We start from the raw sequence: 20708 nt of genomic DNA, 5'->3' as shown, positions 1-20708 counted from the left end.
ACGTTGAATCGCCACGGCCGCTCGACATGACCGAGGCGGACTTCCCCTCAGCGACCGGTGCGCGTGAAAACGAAGATCCCTGCGATCACCAGCAGCGTGCCCACCGCGATCCACACGGTGAAGGGCTCACCGAGGATGACGATGCCCATCAGGATGGTCGACATCGGGCCAATCATGCCGGTCTGTGCCGCTACTGCCGCGCCGATGCGCTCGATGGCCATCATCACCATCAGCACCGGCACCGCCGTGCACAGCGTCGCGTTCAGCACCGACAGCCAGACCACCTCCGGCGCCACCGCGAAAGCCGCGGTCATTGGCCGCAACACGGCGAATTGCGCGATGCAGAACAGGCACGCCACGCTCGTCGCCAGCCCGACCAGGCGCAGCGAACCGAGCCGCTTGACGAACTCGCCGCTGTACACAAGGTAGCCCGCGTAGCTCACCGCGCTCAGGAAGCAGAGGAACGCGCCCCACGCCGCCAACCCGCCGCCGGCGCCGCTGCCGCCCCAGATCTCGTGGCCGAAGACCAGCGCGACGCCGGTGTAGCTGATCGCCATGCCGACCAGTTGCCTGCGCGATGCGCGGCGCCGGTACAGCAGCCAGCCGAACAGGAGGACCAGCGTCGGGTTGAGGTACAGGATGAGCCGCTCGAAGCCGGCGCTGATGTAGGCGAGACCGGCAAAGTCGAGGAAGCTCGCGAGGTAGTAGCCGGAGAAGCCCAGGCCCAGCACGCCGAGCCAGTCGCGCATGGTGAGCGCCGGCTTGCCGCGGCCGGCCCACCAGGCCATCAGCGCGAACAGCGGCAACGCGAACAACATGCGCAGCATGATGAGCGTGACCGCGTCCACGCCGTGGCGGTACGCGAGCTTGACGATGATGGCCTTGCCGCTGAAGGCGATCGCACCGACGGTGGCCAGCGCCAGACCCGCCGCGCGCCTCGAACGCATGGCTTTCTCGGAAAGCACCGCGGGGCCGGCTCCTGCCGGCTGCGGGCTTGGCCCCCTCGAAGGGGGTGGCGGGAGTGACACGAAGTGCGGAGGCTGGGGGCCTAATACCCCGCGGCCAGCCCGTCACGCCGAGGATCGCTGGCCGCCACGTAGCCTTCGACGCCCGGATCGCCCTTGCGCCAGATGAACTGGCCGGCGCCGAAGTCCTGGTACGAATCGTTGATGACGTCCATCTCATGGCCCAGGTCACTCAGGCCCTGGATGGTGTTGGCGTTCATCGCAGCCTCGACGTTGATGTTGAGCCCCGCATTGAAGCGCCAGCGCGGCGCGTCGCAGGCCGCTTGCAGGTTCTGCCGGTAGTCGATCATGCGCACCAGCGTCTGCATGTGGCCCTGCGGCTGCATGTTGCCGCCCATCACGCCGAAGCTCATCACCGGCTGGCCGTCCTTGGTGAGGAAGGCCGGGATGATGGTGTGGAAGGGCCGCTTGCCGGGCGCGACCACGTTAGGGCTGTCGGCCTTCAGGCTGAAGCCATGGCCGCGGTTCTGCAGGCTGATGCCGAACTCCGGTTCCACGCAACCCGAGCCGAAGCCCATGTAGTTGCTCTGGATGAAACTGACCATCATGCCGCTCTCGTCCGCCGCCGTGAGGTAGATGGTGCCGCCCTTGACCGGGTTGCCGGCCTTGAAGTCCTGCGCCTTGTTGACATCGATGAGCCGGGCGCGCGACGCCAGGTAGGCGTCATCGAGCATCTGCGCGGGGGTCACCGTCATCGTCGAGGGTTCCGACACGTAGCGGTAGACGTCGGCGAAAGCCAGCTTCATCGCCTCGATCTGCAAATGCTGCGAGGCGACCGAGTCGACCGGCAGCGAGGCGATGTCGAACTTCTCGAGGATGCCGAGCGCGATCAGCGCCGCGATGCCCTGGCCGTTCGGCGGGATCTCGTGCAGCGTGTAGCCGCGGTAGTCGCGCGAGATCGGCATGACCCATTCGGGCTGGTAGGCGGCGAGGTCGGCCACGGTGAGCGCGCCGCCGTGTTCCTTGGAAAACGCCGCGATGGCTTCGGCGATCTCGCCGGTGTAGTACGCCTCGCCCTTGGTCCGTGCGATGGCCTTGAGTGCGCGTGCGGCGGCAGCAAAGCGGAACAGCTCGCCCACCTCGGGCGCGCGGCCCCAAGGCAGGAAGGCCTGCGCGAAGCCGGGCTGCGATTGCAGCAACGGCGTGGCGGCGGCCCACTTCTGCTGCACCACCGGCGGCATCAGGTAGCCGCGCTCGGCGATGTCGATGGCCGGCGCCATCAGGTCGGCGAAGGGCAGCTTGCCGAAGCGGTCGCTCATCGCGACCCAGCCGCGCACCGCGCCCGGCACCGTCACCGAGTCGATGCCGCGCTGCGGCGGCGTGGTTTTGTCAGCGCCGTACTTGTTGAGGAAGTAGTCGGGCGTCCAGGCCTTGGGCGCGGGGCCGGAGGCGTTGAGGCCATGCAACTGTTGCCCGTCCCACAGGATGCAGAACGCGTCACTGCCGAGGCCGTTGCTCACCGGCTCGACCAGCGTCATCACGGCGGCCGCGGCAATGGCCGCATCGACCGCATTGCCGCCCTGGTAGAGGATGCGCAAGCCGGCCTGCGCGGCGAGCGGATGCGATGTCGACACCACGTTGCGCGCGAACACCGGGATGCGCGTGGAGGGATAGGGATTCGCGTAGTCGAATTTCATGGATCAACCTTCAGCAAAGTGCGCAAACAAACTCGGAAGACACAGCGGGACCGGCTTCGACCGGCCCGCTGAAGTTGCCCTGGCAGGGGGCTGGGGGAGCGGCACGCAAGGTCGCGGAGCCTGGTGGCGAGCAACAGCCTTCAGGCCACTGGTGTTGCTCCCGGAAGGGCGTTGGCGAAGCGACGCGCAGTGCTGGAACCTGAGTGCGAGCCATCAATCGCTCGTGATCTTGCGCTCGACGATGATCTTCTTCCACTTGGCGGTGTCGTCGGCGATGGTCTTGGCCAGCTGCGCCGGCGTGCTGATGACAGGCTCGATGCCCAGGCGCGACAGCTTCTCCTTCATCTCGGGATCCGCCAGCGCGGCGTTGGCGGCCGCGTTGATGCGCGCCACCATCTCGGGCGGCAGGCCCTTGGGACCGTACAGGCCGAACACGGTGTTGGACTCGTAGCCGGGCAAGGTGTCGGCCACCGTCGGCAGGTCCGGCGCCAGCGGGCTGCGCTTGAGCGAAGTGACGCCCAATGCGCGAAGACGGCCATCACGCACATAAGGCAAGCCGGTGGGCAATGAATCGAACAGCAGGTCGACCTTGCCGCTCATCAGGTCGGGGATGGCGAGTGCAGTGCCCTTGTACGGGATGTGCGTGACATGGATGCCAGCCTGCGCCTTGAACAATTCCGCGGAGAGTTGGACGATGGTGCCGGGGCCGCTCGATGCGTAGTTGAGCTTGCCGGGGTGCTTCTTCGCGTAGTCGATGAATTCCTGCACCGTCTTCGCGGGCGAGGTGGTCGGTACCAGCATGATGCTCGGCGCATTGCCAACGTGGGCGACGGGGGTGAAGTCGGCGACCGTGTCATAGGGCAGCTTGTTGGCCAGCGCCGGGCCGATCGAATGCGTGCTGGTGGTGGCCAGCAGCAGCGTGTAGCCGTCGGCCGGCGACTTGGCCGCGGCGTCGGAGCCGATGGAGCCGCCCGCGCCGGGCCTGTTGTCGATGACGAAGGTCGCGCCCAGCTTCTCGCCCATCGTGTGGGTCAGCGTGCGCGCGAACAAGTCGGTGGCGCCGGCCGCCGGAAAGGGCACGATCAGGCGAATCGGCCTGGACGGATAGTTCTGCGCCCATGCGGGCAGGGTCGACAACAGCACGGTTGCCGCCAGCGCGAAGCTTCTGCGTTTCATTTGGATCGATTCTTTCATGGACATCGGAAGGGCATGCGGGCTCGCCTCCCCGCGAGCCGCGGCTATCGATTGAACACGCAGTGCATTCAAACGGGAAATGGATTTATTTGATAGATATATGATCCCGTCGCATGAATGTGACGCTCCGCCAACTTCGCGTCTTCCTGGCGGTGGCCGAGACCCGCAACTTCAGCCGTGCAGGCGACCAGATCGGGCTGACGCAACCCGCGGTCAGCCGGTCGATCCTGGAATTCGAAGCGCAATTCGGCCTCAAGCTTCTGGACCGCACCACGCGAGAGGTCGCGCTCACCGAGGCCGGGCAAACGCTGGCGGCGCGACTGCACCGGGTGCTCGACGAACTGGAGCAGACCCTGCTCGACGTGCAGGGGATGTCGAACGCACGCCGCGGCCGCGTGCGCGTCGCCAGCAGCCCGACCTTGTCGGCCAACCTCATGCCCGCCTGCATCGCCGCCTGTGCGCGCGTGGAGCCCGACATCGAGCTCGTGTTGCTCGACCGCATCCAGCAGGACGTGCTCGACAGCGTACGGGCCGGCGAGGTCGACTTCGGCGTCGTCATCGAGCCCGCCTCTCAAGAGGACTTGCAGTGCGAGACGATCCTGTCCGACCCATTCTGCCTGGTGGTGCCGCCCGGCCATGCCTGCGCAGATCGCAAGCAAATGAAGTGGTCGCAACTCGATGGCGAGGCCCTGGTGCTGCTCGACCATGCCTCGGGCAGCCGCCGACTTATCGACCAGGCGCTGATCCACCACGGCGCGCACTGCATCGTGCGCCAGCAGGTGGGCCATCCCACCACGGTCTTCCGCATGATCGAGGCCGGCCTCGGCATCAGCGTGATGCCATCGCTGGCCGTGCCGCCGGCGGGCCTGCGCAACCTGCGGGTGGTGCAACTGGTGCCGCAGGTCGAGCGCGCCGTGATGCTGGTGCACCGACGCAACCGGGCCCCTGCTCCGCTGGCCCAGCGCGTCTGGCAACTCATCCGCGAAACAGCCACCGCGCTGCCCGCTGGGCCATGAAAAACGGCGCCCGAAGGCGCCGATCTTTACAGAAGCGCCGGAGGCGCATTCGGGGGGGTGGGTCACTCCTCTTCTTCGTGGAACGCTTCTTCGCGCTTCGCCTTGATCGAAGGCATCAGCACGATGATCAGCAGCAGCGCTGCGCAGGCCAGCAGCACGGCCGAGATCGGGCGCAGCACGAACACGCTCCAGTCGCCACGCGACAGCAGCAGCGCACGGCGCAGGTTCTCTTCCATCATCGGTCCCAGGATGAAGCCCAGCAGCAGCGGCGCCGGTTCGCAACCCAGCTTGTAGAACATGTAGCCGATGAAGCCGAAGCCGCCCACCATCCAGATGTCGAAGGTGTTGTTGTTGGTCGAGTACACGCCGATGGCGCAGAACAACACGATCGCCGGGAACAGGTACTTGTAGGGCACCGACAGCAGCTTGATCCACATGCCGATCAGCGGCAGGTTCAGGATGACCAGCATCGTGTTGCCGATCCACATCGAGGCGATCAGGCCCCAGAACAGTTCCGGGTTGCTGGTCATCACCTGCGGGCCCGGCTGGATGTTGTGGATGGTCATCGCGCCGACCATCAGCGCCATCACGGCGTTCGGCGGGATACCCAGCGTCAACAGCGGGATGAAGGAGGTCTGCGCACCGGCGTTGTTGGCCGCTTCCGGCGCCGCCACACCACGGATGTTGCCCTTGCCGAAGGGCACTTCGCCCGGTTGCAGCTTGGTCTTCTTCTCGATCGTGTAGGCCGCGAAAGCCGCCAGCAGCGCGCCGCCGCCGGGCAGGATGCCCAGTGCCGCGCCCAGCGAGGTGCCACGCAGGACCGCGGGCAGCATGCGCCTGAAGTCTTCGCCGGTCGGCATCAGGCCCGATACCTTGGCGGTGAACACCTCACGCTCGTGCTCCGGACGCGAGAGGTTGGCAATGATTTCACCGTAGCCGAACACGCCCATGGCGATGGCAACGAAGCCGATGCCGTCGGTCAGTTCAGGGATGTCGAAGCTGAAGCGGGCCACGCCCGAGTTCACGTCAGTGCCAACCAGGCCCATGCACAAGCCCAGCACGATCATCGCGATGGCCTTGAGCAGCGAGCCCGAAGCCAGCACCACGGCGCCGATCAGGCCCAGGATCATCAGCGAGAAGTATTCCGCCGGGCCGAACTTGAAGGCCAACTCGGTCAGCGGCGGCGCGAAGGCAGCCAGGATCAAGGTGCCGACGCAACCCGCGAAGAACGAGCCCAGGCCGGCGGCAGCGAGCGCAGGCCCCGCCCGACCTTTCCGCGCCATCTGGTAGCCGTCGATCACGGTCACCACCGAGGACGATTCCCCCGGCAGATTCACCAGGATGGCGGTGGTGGAGCCGCCGTACTGCGCCCCGTAGTAGATGCCGGCCAGCATGATCAGCGCCGACACAGGTGGCAGCGCGTAGGTGGCGGGCAGCAGCATCGCGATGGTCGCGACCGGGCCGATGCCGGGGAGCACGCCGATCAGCGTGCCGAGAATACAACCGACCAGGCAATACAGCAGGTTGGTGAAGGTGAATGCGACGCCGAAGCCCAGCGACAGGTTATTGATCAAATCCATGGTCTGCTTTCTTCTCTCAACCCGTGATGAAGGTCGGCCAGACCTGGATCTGGAGCTTGAGGGCCCAGATGAACGCGATGTAGCTGCCGATGGCCAGCACGGTGGCGAGTATCAGCACCTTCTTCAGGTTGAACTCATGGCCGGCCAGGCTGGCGATGAGCACCAGCGCATAGATCGCGATGATCAGCCCCATGGCCGGGATACCGATGCTCGGCAGCCCGCCCAACAACACGCCGAACGCCAGGTTGGCGCCGATGATGTAGATGATCTGCTTCCACGCCCAGGGGCCGATGGGATGGCCATCCTCGGTCTCCGCGGTCAAGCTGGTGAACATGATGCCAAGGCCCATCAAGGCCATGACGATGCCCAGCATCAGCGGGAAGTAGCCCGGCCCCATGCGCGCGCCGTTCCCCACGTTGTAGGTGCTGGCCCCCCATGCGAATGCCACACCCATGACGGCAAACATCAGCCCAGAAAAGAAGTCCTTCTGACTCTTGATTTTCACGAACAGTCTCCTCGAATGAATCGAAGAGCCATTGTCGAGTCAGCTACAAGTCAGACTGATGTGGATTTCACTAACCGAGGGGCTAGGGATTACCCGAGCGTGCGCTCACTCTAGCGGGGGTGTCGCGGCCAGCACTTCCTCGATGGTGGTCACGCCTTCGGCCACGCGCAACGCACCGGCCAGCCGCAACGGCCGCATGCCGTCGGCCACGGCTTGGCGGCGCAGGCCCTGCAGGTTGGGCTCCTTGTTGACCAGGCCCTTGAAGGTCTCGCTGACGGTGAGCAGTTCGTACAGGCCCATGCGGCCCATGTAGCCGGTCATGCGGCAATCGACGCAGCCGACCGCCTTGCAGGCGCGCACCGAGCCGCTGATCTGCCACGGCGTGACGAACTCGGCGAGCTTCTCGCGCGTCATGGCCTCGTCGGGCTTCTTGCAATGCGGGCACAGCGTGCGCACCAGGCGCTGCGCCAGCACGCCGAGCATCACGGCGTTGATGAGGTAGGACGGGACGCCCAGTTCCATGAGACGCGTGATGGCGCTGGGCGCGTCGTTGGTATGCAGCGTGCTGAACACCAGGTGGCCGGTGAGCGCAGCTTGTACCGCCATGTCGGCCGTGGCCAGGTCGCGGATCTCGCCGACCATGATGATGTCCGGGTCCTGCCGCATCAGGGCGCGCAGCCCCTCGGTGAAGCCGAAGTCGAGTTGCGGCTGTGCCTGCGTCTGGTTGAACGAGGGCTCGATCATCTCGATCGGGTCCTCGATGGTGCTGACGTTGACCTCCTCGGTCGCGACGCGCTTGAGCGTCGAATAGAGCGTGGTGGTCTTGCCTGAGCCGGTCGGGCCAGTCACGAGGATGATGCCGTGCGGCCGCGTGACGAGCTGCTGCCAGCGTTGCGCATCGTGCTGCGCGAAGCCGAGCGCGTCCAGGTCCTTCACCGCAGTGTCGGGGTCGAAGATCCGCATCACCATCTTCTCGCCGAAGGCGGTCGGCAAGGTGGACAGGCGCATCTCGACTTCGTCGCCGCGCATGTTGCGGGTCTTGATGCGGCCGTCGAGCGGGCGCCGCTTCTCGACCACGTCCATGCGGCCAAGCAGCTTGATGCGTGCGACCATCGCGTTCATCACGCCCATCGGCATCTGGTAGGCCGGATGCAGCACGCCGTCGATGCGGAAGCGGATCACTCCCTGCTCGCGGCGCGGCTCCAGGTGGATGTCGCTGGCACGCTGGTCGAAGGCGTATTGCCAGAGCCAGTCGACCACCTGCACCACGCTCTGGTCGTTGGCGTCGAGCTGCTTGTTGCTCTTGCCGAGCTCCACCAGTTGCTCGAAGCTGGCGCGCGCCGCGCCGCCGCTGCCGGCCTTCTGCGCTGCCCGCACCGACTTGGCCAGCGCGAAGAACTCGGCCCGATAGCGCAGGATGTCGGCCGGGTTGGCGACCACGCGGCGCACCGTGCGGCGGGCCTGGCGCTCGACCTCGGGCACCCAGTCGGTGATGAAGGGTTCAGCCGTGGCGACGACCAGTTCGGTCGGCGAGACCTGCACCGGGAGCACCTTGTGGCGCTCGGCATAGGCCGCGCTCATGGTGTCGGCCACCTTGCCCACGTCGACCTTGAGCGGGTCGATGCGCAGGTAGGCCAGGCCGGCGCGCCCGGCCAGCCACTGCGTGAGCATTTCCAGGTCCAGCGGTTTGCCGTCCTGCTCGCGCGTCATCGCGACATTGGCCAGCCGCACCATGGGCGCCTGCTTGCTCTCGGCCTGGGCGCAGCGCGCGATGGTGCGCCTGGCTTCCTCGCGCGAGATGACGCCGTCCACCGCCAGCCATTCGATGAGCTGGCGCAGTTCGAGCGGGCCTTCGTACGGGGCGGATGCGGGGTGTGCGGGATTGGAGGGATGCAACGGCATGGCAGCGCTCATCTTTCAAACCTTCGTGCTACGCGCTGCGGTGCGAGCGTCTTCGGGCGTCCGGGCGGCGCCATGACCCGACCTCCACGCCGTGCGCTGCGGGTATTCGCCTTGGGAGCGGTCCGGCGGCTCATGGATTCAATGCCTTGAACACCCGCAGCCATTTGGTGGCGGGCAGGCGCCAGCGAGTCTGGATGGTTTGTGCCCGCTCGGCAAGCACCGGGCGCTTCGGACGCTGCGGCGTGCGATGCGCGAGCACGACGGTATTGCCTTCACGCGTCGGCTTGAAGGCCCAGACCGCGTCGGCGCCGAAGACGTTGACGATCTGCTCCAGGCTGCGCGCGTAGCTCGACGAGCGGCCGAACAGGTTGACCGTCATGGCGCCGTCTTCGGTGAGCAAGGCGCGGCAATCGGCGTAGAAGGCTTCGCTGTCGAGCACCGGGGCAGCAGCTTCGTGGTCGTACAGGTCGACCTGCAGTGCGTCGACGGTGCCGATCCACTGCGGCTGGCGGATCTCGGCGCCAGCATCGGCGATGACGACGCTCAGCTTCGCATCGTCGGCCGGCAGCTTGAACCAGCCGCGGCAGGCCGCGACCACCTGCGGGTTGAGCTCGATCGCCGTGGTGCGCATGCGCAGGGTCTTGCGGCTGAACTTGGTCAACGTGGCAGCGCCGAGGCCGAGCTGCATGGCATGGCGGTTCATCACGCTGGACGGCTCGACGAACAAGAGCCAGGCCATCATGCGCTGCACGTACTCCAGCTCGATCTCGAAGGGCGCATCGAGCTTCATCGAGCCCTGGACCCATTCGGTGCCCAGGTGCAGGTAGCGGATGTCGCCCCAGTCGGAGAAATTGACTTCGGGCAGGTCGATCGGTTTGGGTTTCATGGGAGAGGTCAGGCAATGCCATGGCGCACGAACACCTCGCGCCAGGCATCGAGTTTGCGCTGGAAGCTCCAGCTCGCATTGGCCGGGCTGGTCGAAGGCAGCTTGTAAACCGGGACGCCAAGTTGCGATGTGTGGCGGGAATGGCGAAAACTCTCGCCGCCGTTGTGCGCGATGGCGGCCAGCCGGGGAAGCTCGAGGCTGGCGATGTCGTTGACGATGGCGTCGCGGATCGCGGTGTCGAGGCTGCCTTCGCGGCGGCAGGCTGCATAGACGTCCCACAGTCCCAGGCCGCGATCGAGCAACCAGGCGCCGCGCTTCGCATAGCCATCATCGGCGTCGGCGGGCAGCGGACAGGCGGGCCAGATGCCCTGGAGGATTTTCCAGAAGTGGTTTTGCGGGTGCGCATAGTACTGCTGACGCGCTATTGACCGCGCCCCGGGAAAGCTCCCTAAGATGAGGATGGCGGTGTTGCTGGAAACCAGCGGCGCCAGCCCCGTGAGCATGGCACCGGCCTTGTCGTCGGGTCGTCCTGCCAGCTTGTTCATAACGTCTGCCGGCCTGCCGACTTCGGCGCCCTCGAGGAGTAGGACATGATGAATACGGAAGCGATCTGGTTGTTCCTGACGACGCAAGGCGTGGATTTTGGCCTGAAAGTCATCGGGGCCATCATTGCCTGGGGTGTCGGGCGCTGGCTGATCCAGATGGCCCAACGGCTGCTGGCCAAGGCGCTGGAGCGCGGCAAGCGCATGGATGCCACGCTGAGCAACTACATCGTCTCGATCGTCGGCGTGCTGCTGAACATCCTGCTGATCCTGTCGATCCTGGACATGTTCGGCATCAAGACCACGTCCTTCGCCGTGCTTCTGGCCGGTGCAGGCCTGGCGATCGGCACCGCGTGGGGTGGCTTGCTCACGCACTTTGCGGCGGGGGTGTTCCTGCAGGTGCTGCGGCCCTATGGCGTGGGCGACTACGTGACCATCGGCGGGGTGAATGGAACGGTCAGCGAACTGGGGCTGTTCGGCACCACAGTGGTCACGCCTGACAACACGGTCTGCGTGGTCGGCAACAACAAGGTGCTGGGCGACACCATCCAGAACTTCAGCCGGCTCAAGTTCCGGCGCGTCGACGTGACGGCCAAGGTGGCCAACGGCGTGGATGTGCACCAGGCCATCGAGTTGCTGAAGGCCGCGGTCGCCAAGGTTCCCAACATCTCCACGGACCAGCCGCCGGATGTCGAGATCCTGCAGTTCACGCCCGAAGGGCCATTGCTGGCCGTGCGGCCCTACACCCACACCGACCACTACTGGCAGGTCTATTTCGACACGCACCGCGCCATCGTGCAGACCTTTGGCGCGGCGGGGTACCCGACGCCGGAAACGCCCATCGTGCGGCGCAGCATCGTGCCGCCTGCAGTACCACAGGCCCAATGAGGAAAGGCCCGCGTGGCGGGCCTTTCTCATTCGCTGCGCGGGGCGCGGAATCAGGGCTTTTGAGCCGGCAGTTCCGACCCGATCTTGTCGCCGACCTTGCGGGTCGCGTCAGCCGCTGCCGTGCCGGCATTGCTCACGGCCTTGCCGGTCGCGTCCAGGGCGTTGCCGGTCGCATCCACGGCCTTGCTGGTGCCCGACTTGGTCGCATCCACGGCCTTGCTGGTGCCCGACTTGGTCGCATCCCAGCCCTTGGCGGTCGTCTTCTTGGTGGCGTCCCAGCCCTTGGCCGAGGTCGTCTTGGTCTTGTCCCAAGCCTTCGTGGTACCGGACTTGGTCGAGTTGTAGGCCTTCTTGGTCCCGCTCTTGGTGGCGTCGTAGGCCTTGACCGTGCCCTTCTTGGTGGCGTCGTACGCCTTGACCGTGCCTTCCTTGGTGGCGTCGTAGGCCTTGACGGTTCCTTCCTTGGTCGCGTCGTAGGCTTTCACGGTGCCCTTCTTGGTCGCGTCGTAAGCCTTGACGCTGCCTTCCTTGGTGGCGTCCACGGCCTTTTCGGTACCGCTCTTCGTAGCGTCCCAAGCCTTCTTGCTGGCGTCTTCGACCTTTTCGGTGGTGCTTGGCGTGGCAGCCGTCTGCGCGCCGGCCGGTACGCACACCGATGCCACGGCAATGACCAGCGCTGCGGGCAGCAGGCGGATGTTGAACGTGTTCATTTCGAAAGCTCCTTTGATGATGGATACGTGACGGTTGCCACTCGGAAGCAACGATCTCCGAGAACCCGAGGATGACACCAAATCAGCGCCGTGCAACCCGCCCAATGCAATTCGGGCTCTCGGCCTACCCGGCCGCAGGCGCGAAGCCTGACGACCGCGTCAGGGTTTGCAGACGAGGCACTGCGTCCAATGCGTTTCGCGTGGTCGCTCGAGCCAGCGCCTCGACGTCGATGCCGCGCAATGCGGCCATTTCGGCGGCGATCCGTGGCAGTTCTGCCGGCTCGTTGCGGCCCTGCGCCTGCCCTTCTGCGCGCTGCGCCTGGGTCCGGTACAGCCAATGCGGCGGAATGTCGGGGGCGTCCGTCTCCAGCACGATGGATTCCAGCGGCAAGGTCGCCGCCAGCCGGCGCAACTGCAGCGCCCGCTCGAAGGTCACCGCGCCGCCAAAGCCGAGCTTCAGTCCCAACGCAATGCAGGCCAGCGCCTGCTGTTCGCTTCCGTTGAAGGCATGCGCGATGCCGTACCAGCGCCCGCCCGGGCCACCGACCTGCCGCAGATGCTTCAGCACCTGGTCGACGGAGCGGCGCACATGAATGAGCACCGGCAGCCCATGCCGGTGCGCCAACTGCAACTGGGTGTGAAGGAAGTGCGTTTGCCTTTCGGCGTCAAGCCCTTCGACGAAGAAATCGAGGCCGATCTCGCCGACGGCCACCAGCCGGGGATCGTCATGGCGCGCCTGCAATTCGTCGGCCAGCGTCTTCAAGTCGGCTTCGCTCGCCTGGCCGGTGCACAGCGGATGGATGCCCAGCGCGTAGGCATCGCCCTGGCGGTGCGCCAGTTCGCGCACTGTGTCGAAATTGAAGGGCGCCACCGCTGGAATGACACACAGGCCCACGCCTGCGCGCGCGGCCCGGGCACGCACGGCCGGCATCTCCGTGCCGAACTCGGGCGCGTCGAGGTGGCAGTGGGTGTCGATGTAGGCGGCCATCGCGCCATGATGCCCGAAGGGATGCAAGGCGGCACAAAGCGTGCTACCGTGAAACATTCCACCCGCCATCTTTGCCGGAGGTGTACCGATGCGCAGGCCCGCCCTTTACAGCAGCTCGCCCCGTGCGCCGCAATCGGCGGGCGGGCCGCCGTCTGCCGATGCGCCCGGCGCCGATGCACAGCCGACGGTCGCTGCACCGCCCCCCAAGGCACGCTGGCAACCCGGCGCACGCAGTTTCGCGGTGCTGATGCTGCTGAGCGCCGGCCTGGTTAGCGGTTCCTGGCTGTACGGCCCCCGACACACCCCGCAGAAGCTGACGCAGAAGGACATCGACTCGGCGGTGCTGCGCACGCTGCAGACCAACACCCTGCCCTCCGCCGCGGCCAAGGCTGCGGAAATCATCCGGCCCTCGGTGGTGCGCGTGGTCGGCTACGGACCTGAAAAGGCGACGCCGGAGGCCAAGACCGAGAAACGCGGACGCAACCTGGCCAAGGGCAAGCCACCTGAAGCGCCGGACCCCCCAGGCGAAGTCGAACGCGGCGTGGGAACCGGCGTGGTCATCGTCGACAAAGGCCTGATACTGACCAACCTCCACGTGGTCGCCGGCTCGGAAAAGATCAAGATCACGTTCCATGACGGGCTCGAAGCCGAGGCCGCCGTGGTCAGCGTGCAACCGGAGAACGACCTGGCCGTGCTGCAGGCCAAGAAGATCCCGGACGACCTGATTCCCGCCACGATGCGCTCGACCGATGACTTGCAATCGGGCGACCAGGTGGTCGCGGTCGGCTTTCCCTTTGGCATCGGGCCCTCGGTTTCCGCGGGCGTGGTGTCCGGCCTGAAGCGCGCCTTCCGCTCGCCGGAAGGCAAGCAGGAATTGAGCAACCTGATCCAGTTCGACGCCGCGGCCAACCCCGGCAATTCCGGCGGGCCGCTGGTCAACATGGACGGCGAGGTGCTCGGCATCGTCACCGCCATCCTGAACCCGACGCAGGCGCGCACATTCATCGGCATCGGCTTTGCGGTGCCCATCGAGAACGCGGCCTCGGCCGTCGGCACTTCACCCTTTTGAAAGGCGAGCAACAGCATGAGCACCGAGAGCAATACCGCCGAGTTGATGGAACAGATCCTCTACCAGGTCAAGCGCGTGGTCGTGGGGCAGGACCGCTTCCTGGAACGCGTGATGGTCGGGATGCTCGCGGGCGGGCACTTGCTGGTGGAGGGCGTGCCGGGGCTGGCCAAGACGCTCACCGTGAAGACCCTGGCCGATACCGTGCAGGGCCAGTTCAAGCGCATCCAGTTCACGCCCGACCTGGTACCGGCCGACCTGGTGGGCACGCGCATCTACAACCAGAAGACCGGCGACTTCAGCACCTCGCTGGGCCCGGTGTTCACCAACCTGCTGCTGGCCGATGAAATCAACCGCGCGCCGGCCAAGGTGCAGAGCGCGCTGCTGGAAGTGATGCAGGAGCGCCAGGTGACCATCGCCGGCGAGACGCACAAGGTGCCGAGTCCTTTCCTCGTGATGGCGACGCAGAACCCGATCGAGACCGAAGGCACCTATCCGCTGCCCGAGGCGCAGGTCGACCGCTTCATGATGAAGGTGCTGGTCGACTATCCGAGCGACGAGGAAGAGTTCGTGATCGTGGAACGTGTGATCGGCCCGCCGGTGACGGCGCAGCCGGTGGCGACCACCGAGCAGCTCGCGATGTTGCAGGCCGAGGCGCGCCGCGTGTACGTGGATCCTTCCCTGATCACCTATGCGGTGAAGCTGGTTTCGGCCACGCGCACGCCGGAGAAGCACGGGCTGAAGGACCTCCGCCGCTTCATCACCTTCGGCGCCAGCCCGCGCGCCAGCATCAACCTCACGGAAGGCGCACGTGCCCTGGCGCTGCTGCGCGGACGCAGCTATGCGCTGCCAGAAGACATGACGGCGCTGGTGCCCGACGTGCTGCGCCACCGCGTGACGCTGTCCTACGAAGGCCTGTCCGAAGGCATGACGCCGGACAGCCTGGTCGACAAGATCATGCGGGCCGTGCCCGCGCCACCGAAGCCGCTCGAACACGAGCAGCAAGCCGCTTGATCCGGGGAGCGACATGAAAAGCTGGTGGCGCAAACACCCCCCGACCGACCAGGCGGCCAATGACGCGCCGCCCGCGATGGGGGCGGAGCGCGCGCTGCGCCGGCTCGAATGGACCGTGATCCGCCGCCTCGACGGCCTTCTGCAAGGCGACTACCGCACGCTGATGCGCGGCACCGGCCTCGACCTGGCCGACCTGCGCGAATACCAGCACCACGACGACGTGCGGCACATCGATTGGAACGTGACGGCGCGGCTGCAGGTGCCGCATGTGCGCGTGTTCACCGAAGACCGCGAGATGGCGGCCTGGTTCATCCTCGATCTGAGCCGATCGGTCGACTTCGGCTCGGGCGAGAAGGCCAAGCGGGAGATCTCCGCCGGCTTCGTCGGCGTGCTGGCGCGGCTTTTGACGCGGCACGGCAACCGGGTCGGCGCGCTGGTCTATGGCAACGACCTGGAAGCCGTCATTCCGCCGCGCAGCGGGCGTCGCCATGTGTTGCACCTGCTGCATTCGATGGAGCGGCGCGCGGCTGAACTGCGCAAGGACAAGGGCATGACGCGGCTGGCCGAGATGCTGAAGTCGGCGGCTACGCTGATGCCGCGACGCTCCACCGTGTTCGTGGTGTCGGACTTCCTCAGCGAGCCCGGTTGGGAGACGCCGCTGGGCCATCTCGCGCAGCGGCACGAGGTGCTGGCGGTACGGCTCTACGACCCGCTGGAACTCAACCTCCCCGACCTCGGCCTGGTGCCCTTGACCGACGCGGAGACCGGCGAGCAGTTGTGGGTGGACACGCATGATGCGGGCTTCCGCAAGCGCTTCGCGCGCATCGCGTCCGAGCGCGAAGCCACCTTGCGCGCTGCGCTGGCCAAGGCCGGCGTCGATGCGCTGGAGTTGTCGACGTCGGATGACTTGGTCGAATCGATCGTGCGCTTTGCCGATATGCGCAAACGTCGTGTGCGCAATGGTGGCGCAGGTAACGTGAAGGTGGTGGCGGCATGACTTTCCTTTGGCCACAGTTCCTCTGGTTGCTGGCCGCGGTGCCAGTGTTGGTACTGCTCTATGTGTGGCTGATGCGGCGCAAGAAAAAGCTTGCGATCCGCTATGCCAGCCTGTCGATCGTGCGCGAGGCGATGGGCGCGGGGCAGAGCATCAAGCGCCACATTCCGCCCTTCCTGTTCCTGCTGTCGATGGTGGCGCTGCTGATTGCCGCGGCGCGTCCGCTGGCGGTGGTGATGCTGCCGACCAACCAGCAGACCATCATCCTGGCGATGGACGTGTCGGGCAGCATGCGCGCGACCGACGTGCTGCCCAATCGGCTGGTAGCGGCGCAGGATGCGGCCAAGGGCTTCATCAAGGACCTGCCGCGCAACGTGAAGGTCGGCATCGTGGCCTTCGCCGGCAGCGCGCAGGTGGCGCAGTTGCCCACGGTCAATCGCGAGGACCTGGTGACCGCCATCGACGCCTTCCAGTTGCAGCGCGCCACGGCCACGGGCAATGCGATCGTGGTGTCGCTGGCCACGTTGTTCCCGGATGCGGGCATCGACGTGTCGCAGTTCGGCCCGCAGAGCAAGCAGCGCGGCAATTCCCTCGACCAGGCCGGCAAGGAAGGCGGCCCCAAGCCCTTCACGCCGGTGACGCCGGGCTCCTACACCTCGGCGGCCATCATCATGCTGACCGACGGCCAGCGCACCACCGGCGTCGACCCGCTCGATGCGGCCAAGGCGGCGGCCGAACGCGGCGTGCGCGTGTACACGGTGGGCGTGGGCACGGTGGATGGCGAGACGATCGGCTTCGAAGGCTGGTCGATGCGCGTGCGGCTCGATGAAGAGACGCTGAAGGCGGTGGCGAACAAGACCTCGGCGGACTACTTCTACGCAGGGACTGCAGCGGACCTGAAGAAGGTGTACGACACGCTGAGCACGCGGCTGACGGTGGAGAAGAAAGAGACGGAAGTCTCTGCCTTGTTCGCCATGGCGGCGGCGGCGCTGGCGCTGCTGTCGGCGGGGTTGTCGCTGTTCTGGTTCAACCGCATCCTGTAGGTCGCAGTGGGGGCGAGCGTCCCCATTTCTTCTCTTCTTTCGCGTCCTTCGCGGGACCTTCGCGTCCTCTGCATACGGCTGCCCGATCCCGTGCTCCTGATCTGCCCGGTATCAGGGTAAGGTCGTCCCATTCAACAACAACATGGAGACCATCGGATGTTCGATCTGGCAGGCAGAGTCGCGCTCGTCACGGGCGGCAATGGGGGCATCGGCCTCGGCATGGCGAAGGGACTGGCGCAGGCCGGGGCGCGCGTGGTGATTGCGGCGCGCAATGCGGAGAAGTCGGCGGCAGCGGTCGATGCCTTGAAAGCGCAGGGCAGCGATGCGTTCGCGCTTGCGGCGGACGTGAAGGACGAGGCTTCGGTGACGGCGCTGTTCGCGCAGGTCGTCGAGCGCTGCGGCCGGCTCGACATCCTGGTCAACAACGCGGGCACCAACATCCGCAAACCGGTCGAACAACTCGCGCTGGCCGAATGGCACCAGGTGATGGACACCAACCTCACCAGCGCCTTCCTCTGCAGCCGCGCGGCGTACCCGCATCTCAAGGCCGCGGGCGGCGGCAAGATCATCAACATCGGCTCGATGATGTCCATCTTCGGCGCGTCCTTCGCGCCGGCCTATGCCGCGAGCAAGGGCGGCATCGTGCAACTGACCAAGTCGATGGCCGCCTCGTGGGCGGTCGATGGCATCCAGGTGAATGCGGTGCTGCCGGGGTGGATCGAGACCGAGTTGACCGAGGGTGCGCGAGCCCAGGTGGCCGGGCTCTACGAACGCGTGGTGGCGCGCACGCCCGTCGGCAAATGGGGGCAGCCGGAACATCTCGCGGGGATCGCGGTGTTCCTGGCGAGTGCAGCCTCGGACTTCATCACCGGCACGGCGATACCGGTGGATGGCGGGTATTCGATCGCGGGCTGAAGCGCGAGCGAACGCCGTTCGATCATTCGATCGTCGCGCCGGAGGCCTTCACGATGTCGCGCCATGCCAGGTAGTCGGTCTTCAGCAGCGTGCTGAACTGCTCCGTGGTCATGCCTTGCGGCTCCGCGCCCTGCGCGATGATGGCGGCCTTCATCTCGGGCGTGTCCAGAAGCTTGTTGACCTCCGCGTTGACGATGGCCACGATGTCCTTCGGCGTGCCGGCGGGCACGAAGAGGCCGTACCAGGTGCTGACGTCGAAGCCCTTGTAGCCCAGCTCGGCGACGGTCGGAATGTCGGGCAGCGAACTGCTGCGCTTGGCAGAGGTGACGGCCAGCGCACGCAGCTTGCCGGATTTGATCTGGGCCATGGCCGACGGCAGCGACGACACCATCAGGTCCACGTTGCCGGCCAGCACGTCCATCATGGCCGGGTTCGAGCCCTTGTACGGCACGTGGCGCAGCTTGACGTCGGCGGCGCGGCCGAAGATCTCGCCCGCGAGGTGAATGGTGGTGCCATTGCCGGGCGAGCCGTAGGTGACGCTGTCCGGCGCGGCGCGGGCGGCAGTCACCACGTCCTTGAGCGTCTTGAACTTCGATTCGTTGCGGGTCACGATGACCACGGGCGTGTAGGCCACGTGGGCCACGGCGACGAGGTCCTTGGTCGGGTCGTAGCTGAGGCTCTTGTAGAGCCAGGGCGCGACAACCATGTTGTCCTTCTGCCCCATCACCATCTCGTAGCCGGTGTGCGGTGCGCGTGCGGCTTCCGCGATGCCGATGGTGCCGCCCGCGCCGGCGCGGTTGTCGGGCACCACGGTCCACTTGGCCACCTCGGTGAGCTTGGTGGCGACCAGGCGCGACAGGATGTCGGTGCCGCCACCGGGCGGGAACGGGACGATCAGGTGGATGGGCTTGGCGGGAAAGGGCTGGGCCTGCGCGGCGGTGAAGGCGAGCGCGAGGGCGAGGGCGCCGAAAAGCTTGCGGATCATGGGTGTCTCTTCTTGGGTGAGGCCGGGTCGCGGCGGATGACGGCAGCCGTCGCGAAGGGCAAGGCTCGGGGCCGGCCTTGAAAGCGGCCGATTATCCGCGTCGCCGTCAGGGCACGACGCCGTGAATGGCGAAGAGGCTCATCGGGAATGGAGAACGGCGGCTGAAGTCCATGCGGGACAGCGCCGCATGGCGGAGTGTCAACGCGGGATGCATGTCGCATGCTGGGGCCACGGGGCACGAGGGTGCCGACGTTTTTCCCCGTTTGCCGCGACGACGCGGAAACCATAAAATCGTTTCAAGAATCGTTTCATCCAGGGATGGATATTCAAGAAGTTCCCTCTTGACTCGGCCCGAATTAACATCCATAGATCGTTTCACCGTGCCCACTGACCTTGTTGCTCTTCTGCGTGCCAGCGGACCGCTTGCCGCCAGCACGGTTGCGGAGCGCATGGGCGCGAGCCGGCCCACATTGAGCCGGGCCGCGCGGGCGGCCGAAGGTGCACTCATTGTTCGCGGACGGGCGCGCCGCACCCGGTATGCAGCCCGACGGGCGCTGCGCGGTTCGCTGACTCCCCTGCCCCTGTTTCGCATCGACCGGGAGGGCACACCGCGCCAGGTTGCCGAAATGGAGCTGGTCTACCCCGACGGCACCGCGCTCGCCTATGCGGGCGACTTCGACTGGCCACTGGAAGACCAGATGCTGGATGGCTGGTTCGATGGCTTGCCCTATCCGATGCAGGACATGCGTCCGCAGGGCTTCCTGGGGCGCAACTTCGCGCGCCAGCACGCCGCGGTGCTGCAGGTACCCGAGGACCCGTCGATCTGGTCGGACGACGATGCGCTGTACGCCCTGTCGATCCTCGGCGACGACGTCCCTGGTGACCTGCTGGTCGGCGCGGCGGCTTGCCGACGGTGGCTTGAACAGGTCCAGCGAGTTGCGTCGGGTGAAGCGTCGGCCGGACTAGCGGATTCTCAGGTGGCCAGCGAGTACCCGACGCTGGCGGCGCAGGCGCTGGGCATGGGATTGCCAGGTTCATCGGCCGGCGGGGAGTTCCCGAAGTTCACGACCTTGCGGGAGATGCGCGACCGCACGCGGCAGCATGTGCTGGTCAAGTTCTCGGGCTCCGACGATTCGCCGGGCACGCAACGCTGGTCGGACCTCCTTGTGTGCGAGCACCTGGCCGGACTGGCGCTCGAAGCGCATGCCGGCATCGACACGGCGCGCTCTCGCATCTACGCATACGCGGGACGGACCTTCCTGGAGGTAGACCGGTTCGACCGCCATGGCGCGCTGGGGCGCTCGCCCATGGTGTCGTGGGCCGCGTTGAACCATGCCTTCATCGGCAGCGCCGGACGCCCTTGGGCGGAGGCAGTACGGCCACTCGCACAGAAGGGCTGGGTGGAAAACGCGGATCTCGACCGCATCCAGCGCGTCTGGCTGTTCGGGCAACTCATCGCCAACACCGACATGCACGACGGCAACCTTTCATTCCTGCCGGTGCGGCAGGGCGATGTGGACATCCTGAGGCTGGCGCCGATCTACGACATGCTGCCGATGGCCTACGCACCGGTGCGCGGCGTCGAACTGCCGCCTCGCAACTACACGCCACAACTGCCGCTGCCGGCGGAAGCGGCCGCGTGGCAAGACGCTGCGCGTGCGGCGCTGGCATTCTGGGAACTTGCCGCAACCGACAAGCGGATCAGCGCCGGGTTTCGCCGGGTTTGTGGAGACAACGCGGTGCTGCTCCGGAAGATGGGCGGACGCTAAACCGAGCGCATGCGGCAATTCGAGAGAAACGACCTTGGGTTGGACCGCA

General features: G+C 66.4%; 19 protein-coding genes. 8 read left to right on the top strand and 11 right to left on the bottom strand.

All coding sequences use genetic code 11. The features are described 5' to 3' along the window. Nucleotides 1–47 precede the first annotated feature (47 nt). From WKW82_RS26780 to WKW82_RS26770, 3 genes are all read right to left on the bottom strand, one after another. Nucleotides 48–947 carry a DMT family transporter gene (locus WKW82_RS26780; protein WP_340345548.1) on the bottom strand — a complete coding sequence of 300 codons (900 nt, stop codon included), beginning with the start codon at nt 945–947 and terminating at the stop codon, nt 48–50. Between the two features lie 101 nt (nt 948–1048). Beyond that, nucleotides 1049–2662 carry a gamma-glutamyltransferase family protein gene (locus WKW82_RS26775; protein ID WP_340345547.1) on the bottom strand — a complete coding sequence of 538 codons (1614 nt, stop codon included), beginning with the start codon at nt 2660–2662 and terminating at the stop codon, nt 1049–1051. Between the two features lie 213 nt (nt 2663–2875). Beyond that, nucleotides 2876–3838: a Bug family tripartite tricarboxylate transporter substrate binding protein gene (locus tag WKW82_RS26770; protein WP_340345545.1), complete on the bottom strand. Its 963-nt coding sequence runs from the start codon at nt 3836–3838 to the stop codon at nt 2876–2878. Between the two features lie 131 nt (nt 3839–3969). Here WKW82_RS26770 and WKW82_RS26765 point away from each other — a divergent pair, with 131 nt between their 5' ends. Beyond that, on the top strand, nt 3970–4872 hold the full coding sequence (locus tag WKW82_RS26765) for a LysR family transcriptional regulator (protein ID WP_340345544.1): 903 nt from the start codon (nt 3970–3972) through the stop codon (nt 4870–4872). Nucleotides 4873–4934: 62 nt separating this feature from the next. Here the strand turns inward: WKW82_RS26765 and WKW82_RS26760 are convergent, their stop codons facing one another. From WKW82_RS26760 to WKW82_RS26740, 5 genes are all read right to left on the bottom strand, one after another. After that, entirely contained in the window at nt 4935–6452 is a 1518-nt protein-coding gene (locus tag WKW82_RS26760; RefSeq protein ID WP_340345542.1) for a tripartite tricarboxylate transporter permease, read from the bottom strand. Nucleotides 6453–6468: 16 nt separating this feature from the next. Beyond that, complete coding sequence (locus WKW82_RS26755) at nt 6469–6957, bottom strand: tripartite tricarboxylate transporter TctB family protein (protein WP_340345541.1); 489 nt, start codon at nt 6955–6957, stop codon at nt 6469–6471. A 105-nt stretch (nt 6958–7062) separates the two neighbouring features. Continuing rightward, nucleotides 7063–8871: a type IV pilus assembly ATPase TfpB gene (gene tfpB, locus WKW82_RS26750; RefSeq protein WP_340345540.1), complete on the bottom strand. Its 1809-nt coding sequence runs from the start codon at nt 8869–8871 to the stop codon at nt 7063–7065. 118 nt (nt 8872–8989) lie between these two features. Next, nucleotides 8990–9745 carry a class I SAM-dependent methyltransferase gene (locus tag WKW82_RS26745; protein WP_340345539.1) on the bottom strand — a complete coding sequence of 252 codons (756 nt, stop codon included), beginning with the start codon at nt 9743–9745 and terminating at the stop codon, nt 8990–8992. Between the two features lie 8 nt (nt 9746–9753). Then, nucleotides 9754–10290 carry a DNA-deoxyinosine glycosylase gene (locus WKW82_RS26740; protein WP_340345538.1) on the bottom strand — a complete coding sequence of 179 codons (537 nt, stop codon included), beginning with the start codon at nt 10288–10290 and terminating at the stop codon, nt 9754–9756. A 48-nt stretch (nt 10291–10338) separates the two neighbouring features. On the opposite strand from WKW82_RS26740, the gene WKW82_RS26735 reads away from it, so the two are divergent. After that, nucleotides 10339–11175 (top strand): mechanosensitive ion channel family protein, encoded by an 837-nt coding sequence (locus WKW82_RS26735; RefSeq protein ID WP_340345706.1) that lies wholly within the window; start codon nt 10339–10341, stop codon nt 11173–11175. A 50-nt stretch (nt 11176–11225) separates the two neighbouring features. Here the strand turns inward: WKW82_RS26735 and WKW82_RS26730 are convergent, their stop codons facing one another. Further along, nucleotides 11226–11885 (bottom strand): hypothetical protein, encoded by a 660-nt coding sequence (locus tag WKW82_RS26730; protein WP_340345536.1) that lies wholly within the window; start codon nt 11883–11885, stop codon nt 11226–11228. A gap of 124 nt (nt 11886–12009) precedes the next feature. Next, entirely contained in the window at nt 12010–12873 is an 864-nt protein-coding gene (locus tag WKW82_RS26725; RefSeq protein ID WP_340345705.1) for a TatD family hydrolase, read from the bottom strand. A gap of 88 nt (nt 12874–12961) precedes the next feature. Here WKW82_RS26725 and WKW82_RS26720 point away from each other — a divergent pair, with 88 nt between their 5' ends. The 5 genes from WKW82_RS26720 to WKW82_RS26700 all read left to right on the top strand — a co-directional run bounded on the left by WKW82_RS26720 (nt 12962) and on the right by WKW82_RS26700 (nt 17905). After that, nucleotides 12962–13942, top strand: a complete 981-nt coding sequence (locus tag WKW82_RS26720; protein ID WP_340345535.1) for a S1C family serine protease — start codon at nt 12962–12964, stop codon at nt 13940–13942. 15 nt (nt 13943–13957) lie between these two features. Then, on the top strand, nt 13958–14953 hold the full coding sequence (locus WKW82_RS26715) for an AAA family ATPase (protein ID WP_340345533.1): 996 nt from the start codon (nt 13958–13960) through the stop codon (nt 14951–14953). A 13-nt stretch (nt 14954–14966) separates the two neighbouring features. After that, nucleotides 14967–15950, top strand: a complete 984-nt coding sequence (locus WKW82_RS26710) for a DUF58 domain-containing protein (RefSeq protein ID WP_340345531.1) — start codon at nt 14967–14969, stop codon at nt 15948–15950. After that, nucleotides 15947–16990, top strand: coding sequence for a VWA domain-containing protein (locus WKW82_RS26705; protein ID WP_340345530.1), 1044 nt, complete (start codon nt 15947–15949; stop codon nt 16988–16990). The genes WKW82_RS26710 and WKW82_RS26705 overlap by 4 nt, the downstream gene beginning before the upstream one ends. A 156-nt stretch (nt 16991–17146) precedes the next feature. Then, the gene (locus WKW82_RS26700) at nt 17147–17905 is read left to right on the top strand and encodes an SDR family NAD(P)-dependent oxidoreductase (protein ID WP_340345529.1); all 759 of its coding nucleotides are present in this window, start codon (nt 17147–17149) and stop codon (nt 17903–17905) included. Nucleotides 17906–17927: 22 nt separating this feature from the next. On the opposite strand, the gene WKW82_RS26695 is transcribed toward WKW82_RS26700, so the two are convergent. Next, nucleotides 17928–18890 (bottom strand): Bug family tripartite tricarboxylate transporter substrate binding protein, encoded by a 963-nt coding sequence (locus WKW82_RS26695; RefSeq protein ID WP_340345528.1) that lies wholly within the window; start codon nt 18888–18890, stop codon nt 17928–17930. A 380-nt stretch (nt 18891–19270) separates the two neighbouring features. Between WKW82_RS26695 and yjjJ the strand changes: the two genes are divergently transcribed. Beyond that, nucleotides 19271–20659: a type II toxin-antitoxin system HipA family toxin YjjJ gene (gene yjjJ, locus WKW82_RS26690; RefSeq protein ID WP_340345527.1), complete on the top strand. Its 1389-nt coding sequence runs from the start codon at nt 19271–19273 to the stop codon at nt 20657–20659. The last annotated feature ends 49 nt before the right edge of the window (nt 20660–20708 follow it).

It is taken from the genome of Variovorax rhizosphaerae (assembly GCF_037889975.1).
Lineage (GTDB): Bacteria > Pseudomonadota > Gammaproteobacteria > Burkholderiales > Burkholderiaceae_C > Variovorax > Variovorax rhizosphaerae.
The sequence above is the reverse complement of the archived record's forward strand: the minus strand, read 5'-3'. Positions and strand labels throughout refer to the sequence as shown.

Coding starts and splice junctions, on each gene's coding strand:
- WKW82_RS26780 (WP_340345548.1), bottom strand. CDS start 947: ATGCGTTCGAGGCGCGCGGCGGGTCTGGCGCTGGCCACCGTCGGTGCG.
- WKW82_RS26775 (WP_340345547.1), bottom strand. CDS start 2,662: ATGAAATTCGACTACGCGAATCCCTATCCCTCCACGCGCATCCCGGTG.
- WKW82_RS26770 (WP_340345545.1), bottom strand. CDS start 3,838: ATGAAACGCAGAAGCTTCGCGCTGGCGGCAACCGTGCTGTTGTCGACC.
- WKW82_RS26765 (WP_340345544.1), top strand. CDS start 3,970: ATGAATGTGACGCTCCGCCAACTTCGCGTCTTCCTGGCGGTGGCCGAG.
- WKW82_RS26760 (WP_340345542.1), bottom strand. CDS start 6,452: ATGGATTTGATCAATAACCTGTCGCTGGGCTTCGGCGTCGCATTCACC.
- tfpB (WP_340345540.1), bottom strand. CDS start 8,871: ATGAGCGCTGCCATGCCGTTGCATCCCTCCAATCCCGCACACCCCGCA.
- WKW82_RS26745 (WP_340345539.1), bottom strand. CDS start 9,745: ATGAAACCCAAACCGATCGACCTGCCCGAAGTCAATTTCTCCGACTGG.
- WKW82_RS26740 (WP_340345538.1), bottom strand. CDS start 10,290: ATGAACAAGCTGGCAGGACGACCCGACGACAAGGCCGGTGCCATGCTC.
- WKW82_RS26735 (WP_340345706.1), top strand. CDS start 10,339: ATGAATACGGAAGCGATCTGGTTGTTCCTGACGACGCAAGGCGTGGAT.
- WKW82_RS26730 (WP_340345536.1), bottom strand. CDS start 11,885: ATGAACACGTTCAACATCCGCCTGCTGCCCGCAGCGCTGGTCATTGCC.
- WKW82_RS26725 (WP_340345705.1), bottom strand. CDS start 12,873: ATGGCCGCCTACATCGACACCCACTGCCACCTCGACGCGCCCGAGTTC.
- WKW82_RS26720 (WP_340345535.1), top strand. CDS start 12,962: ATGCGCAGGCCCGCCCTTTACAGCAGCTCGCCCCGTGCGCCGCAATCG.
- WKW82_RS26715 (WP_340345533.1), top strand. CDS start 13,958: ATGAGCACCGAGAGCAATACCGCCGAGTTGATGGAACAGATCCTCTAC.
- WKW82_RS26710 (WP_340345531.1), top strand. CDS start 14,967: ATGAAAAGCTGGTGGCGCAAACACCCCCCGACCGACCAGGCGGCCAAT.
- WKW82_RS26705 (WP_340345530.1), top strand. CDS start 15,947: ATGACTTTCCTTTGGCCACAGTTCCTCTGGTTGCTGGCCGCGGTGCCA.
- WKW82_RS26700 (WP_340345529.1), top strand. CDS start 17,147: ATGTTCGATCTGGCAGGCAGAGTCGCGCTCGTCACGGGCGGCAATGGG.
- WKW82_RS26695 (WP_340345528.1), bottom strand. CDS start 18,890: ATGATCCGCAAGCTTTTCGGCGCCCTCGCCCTCGCGCTCGCCTTCACC.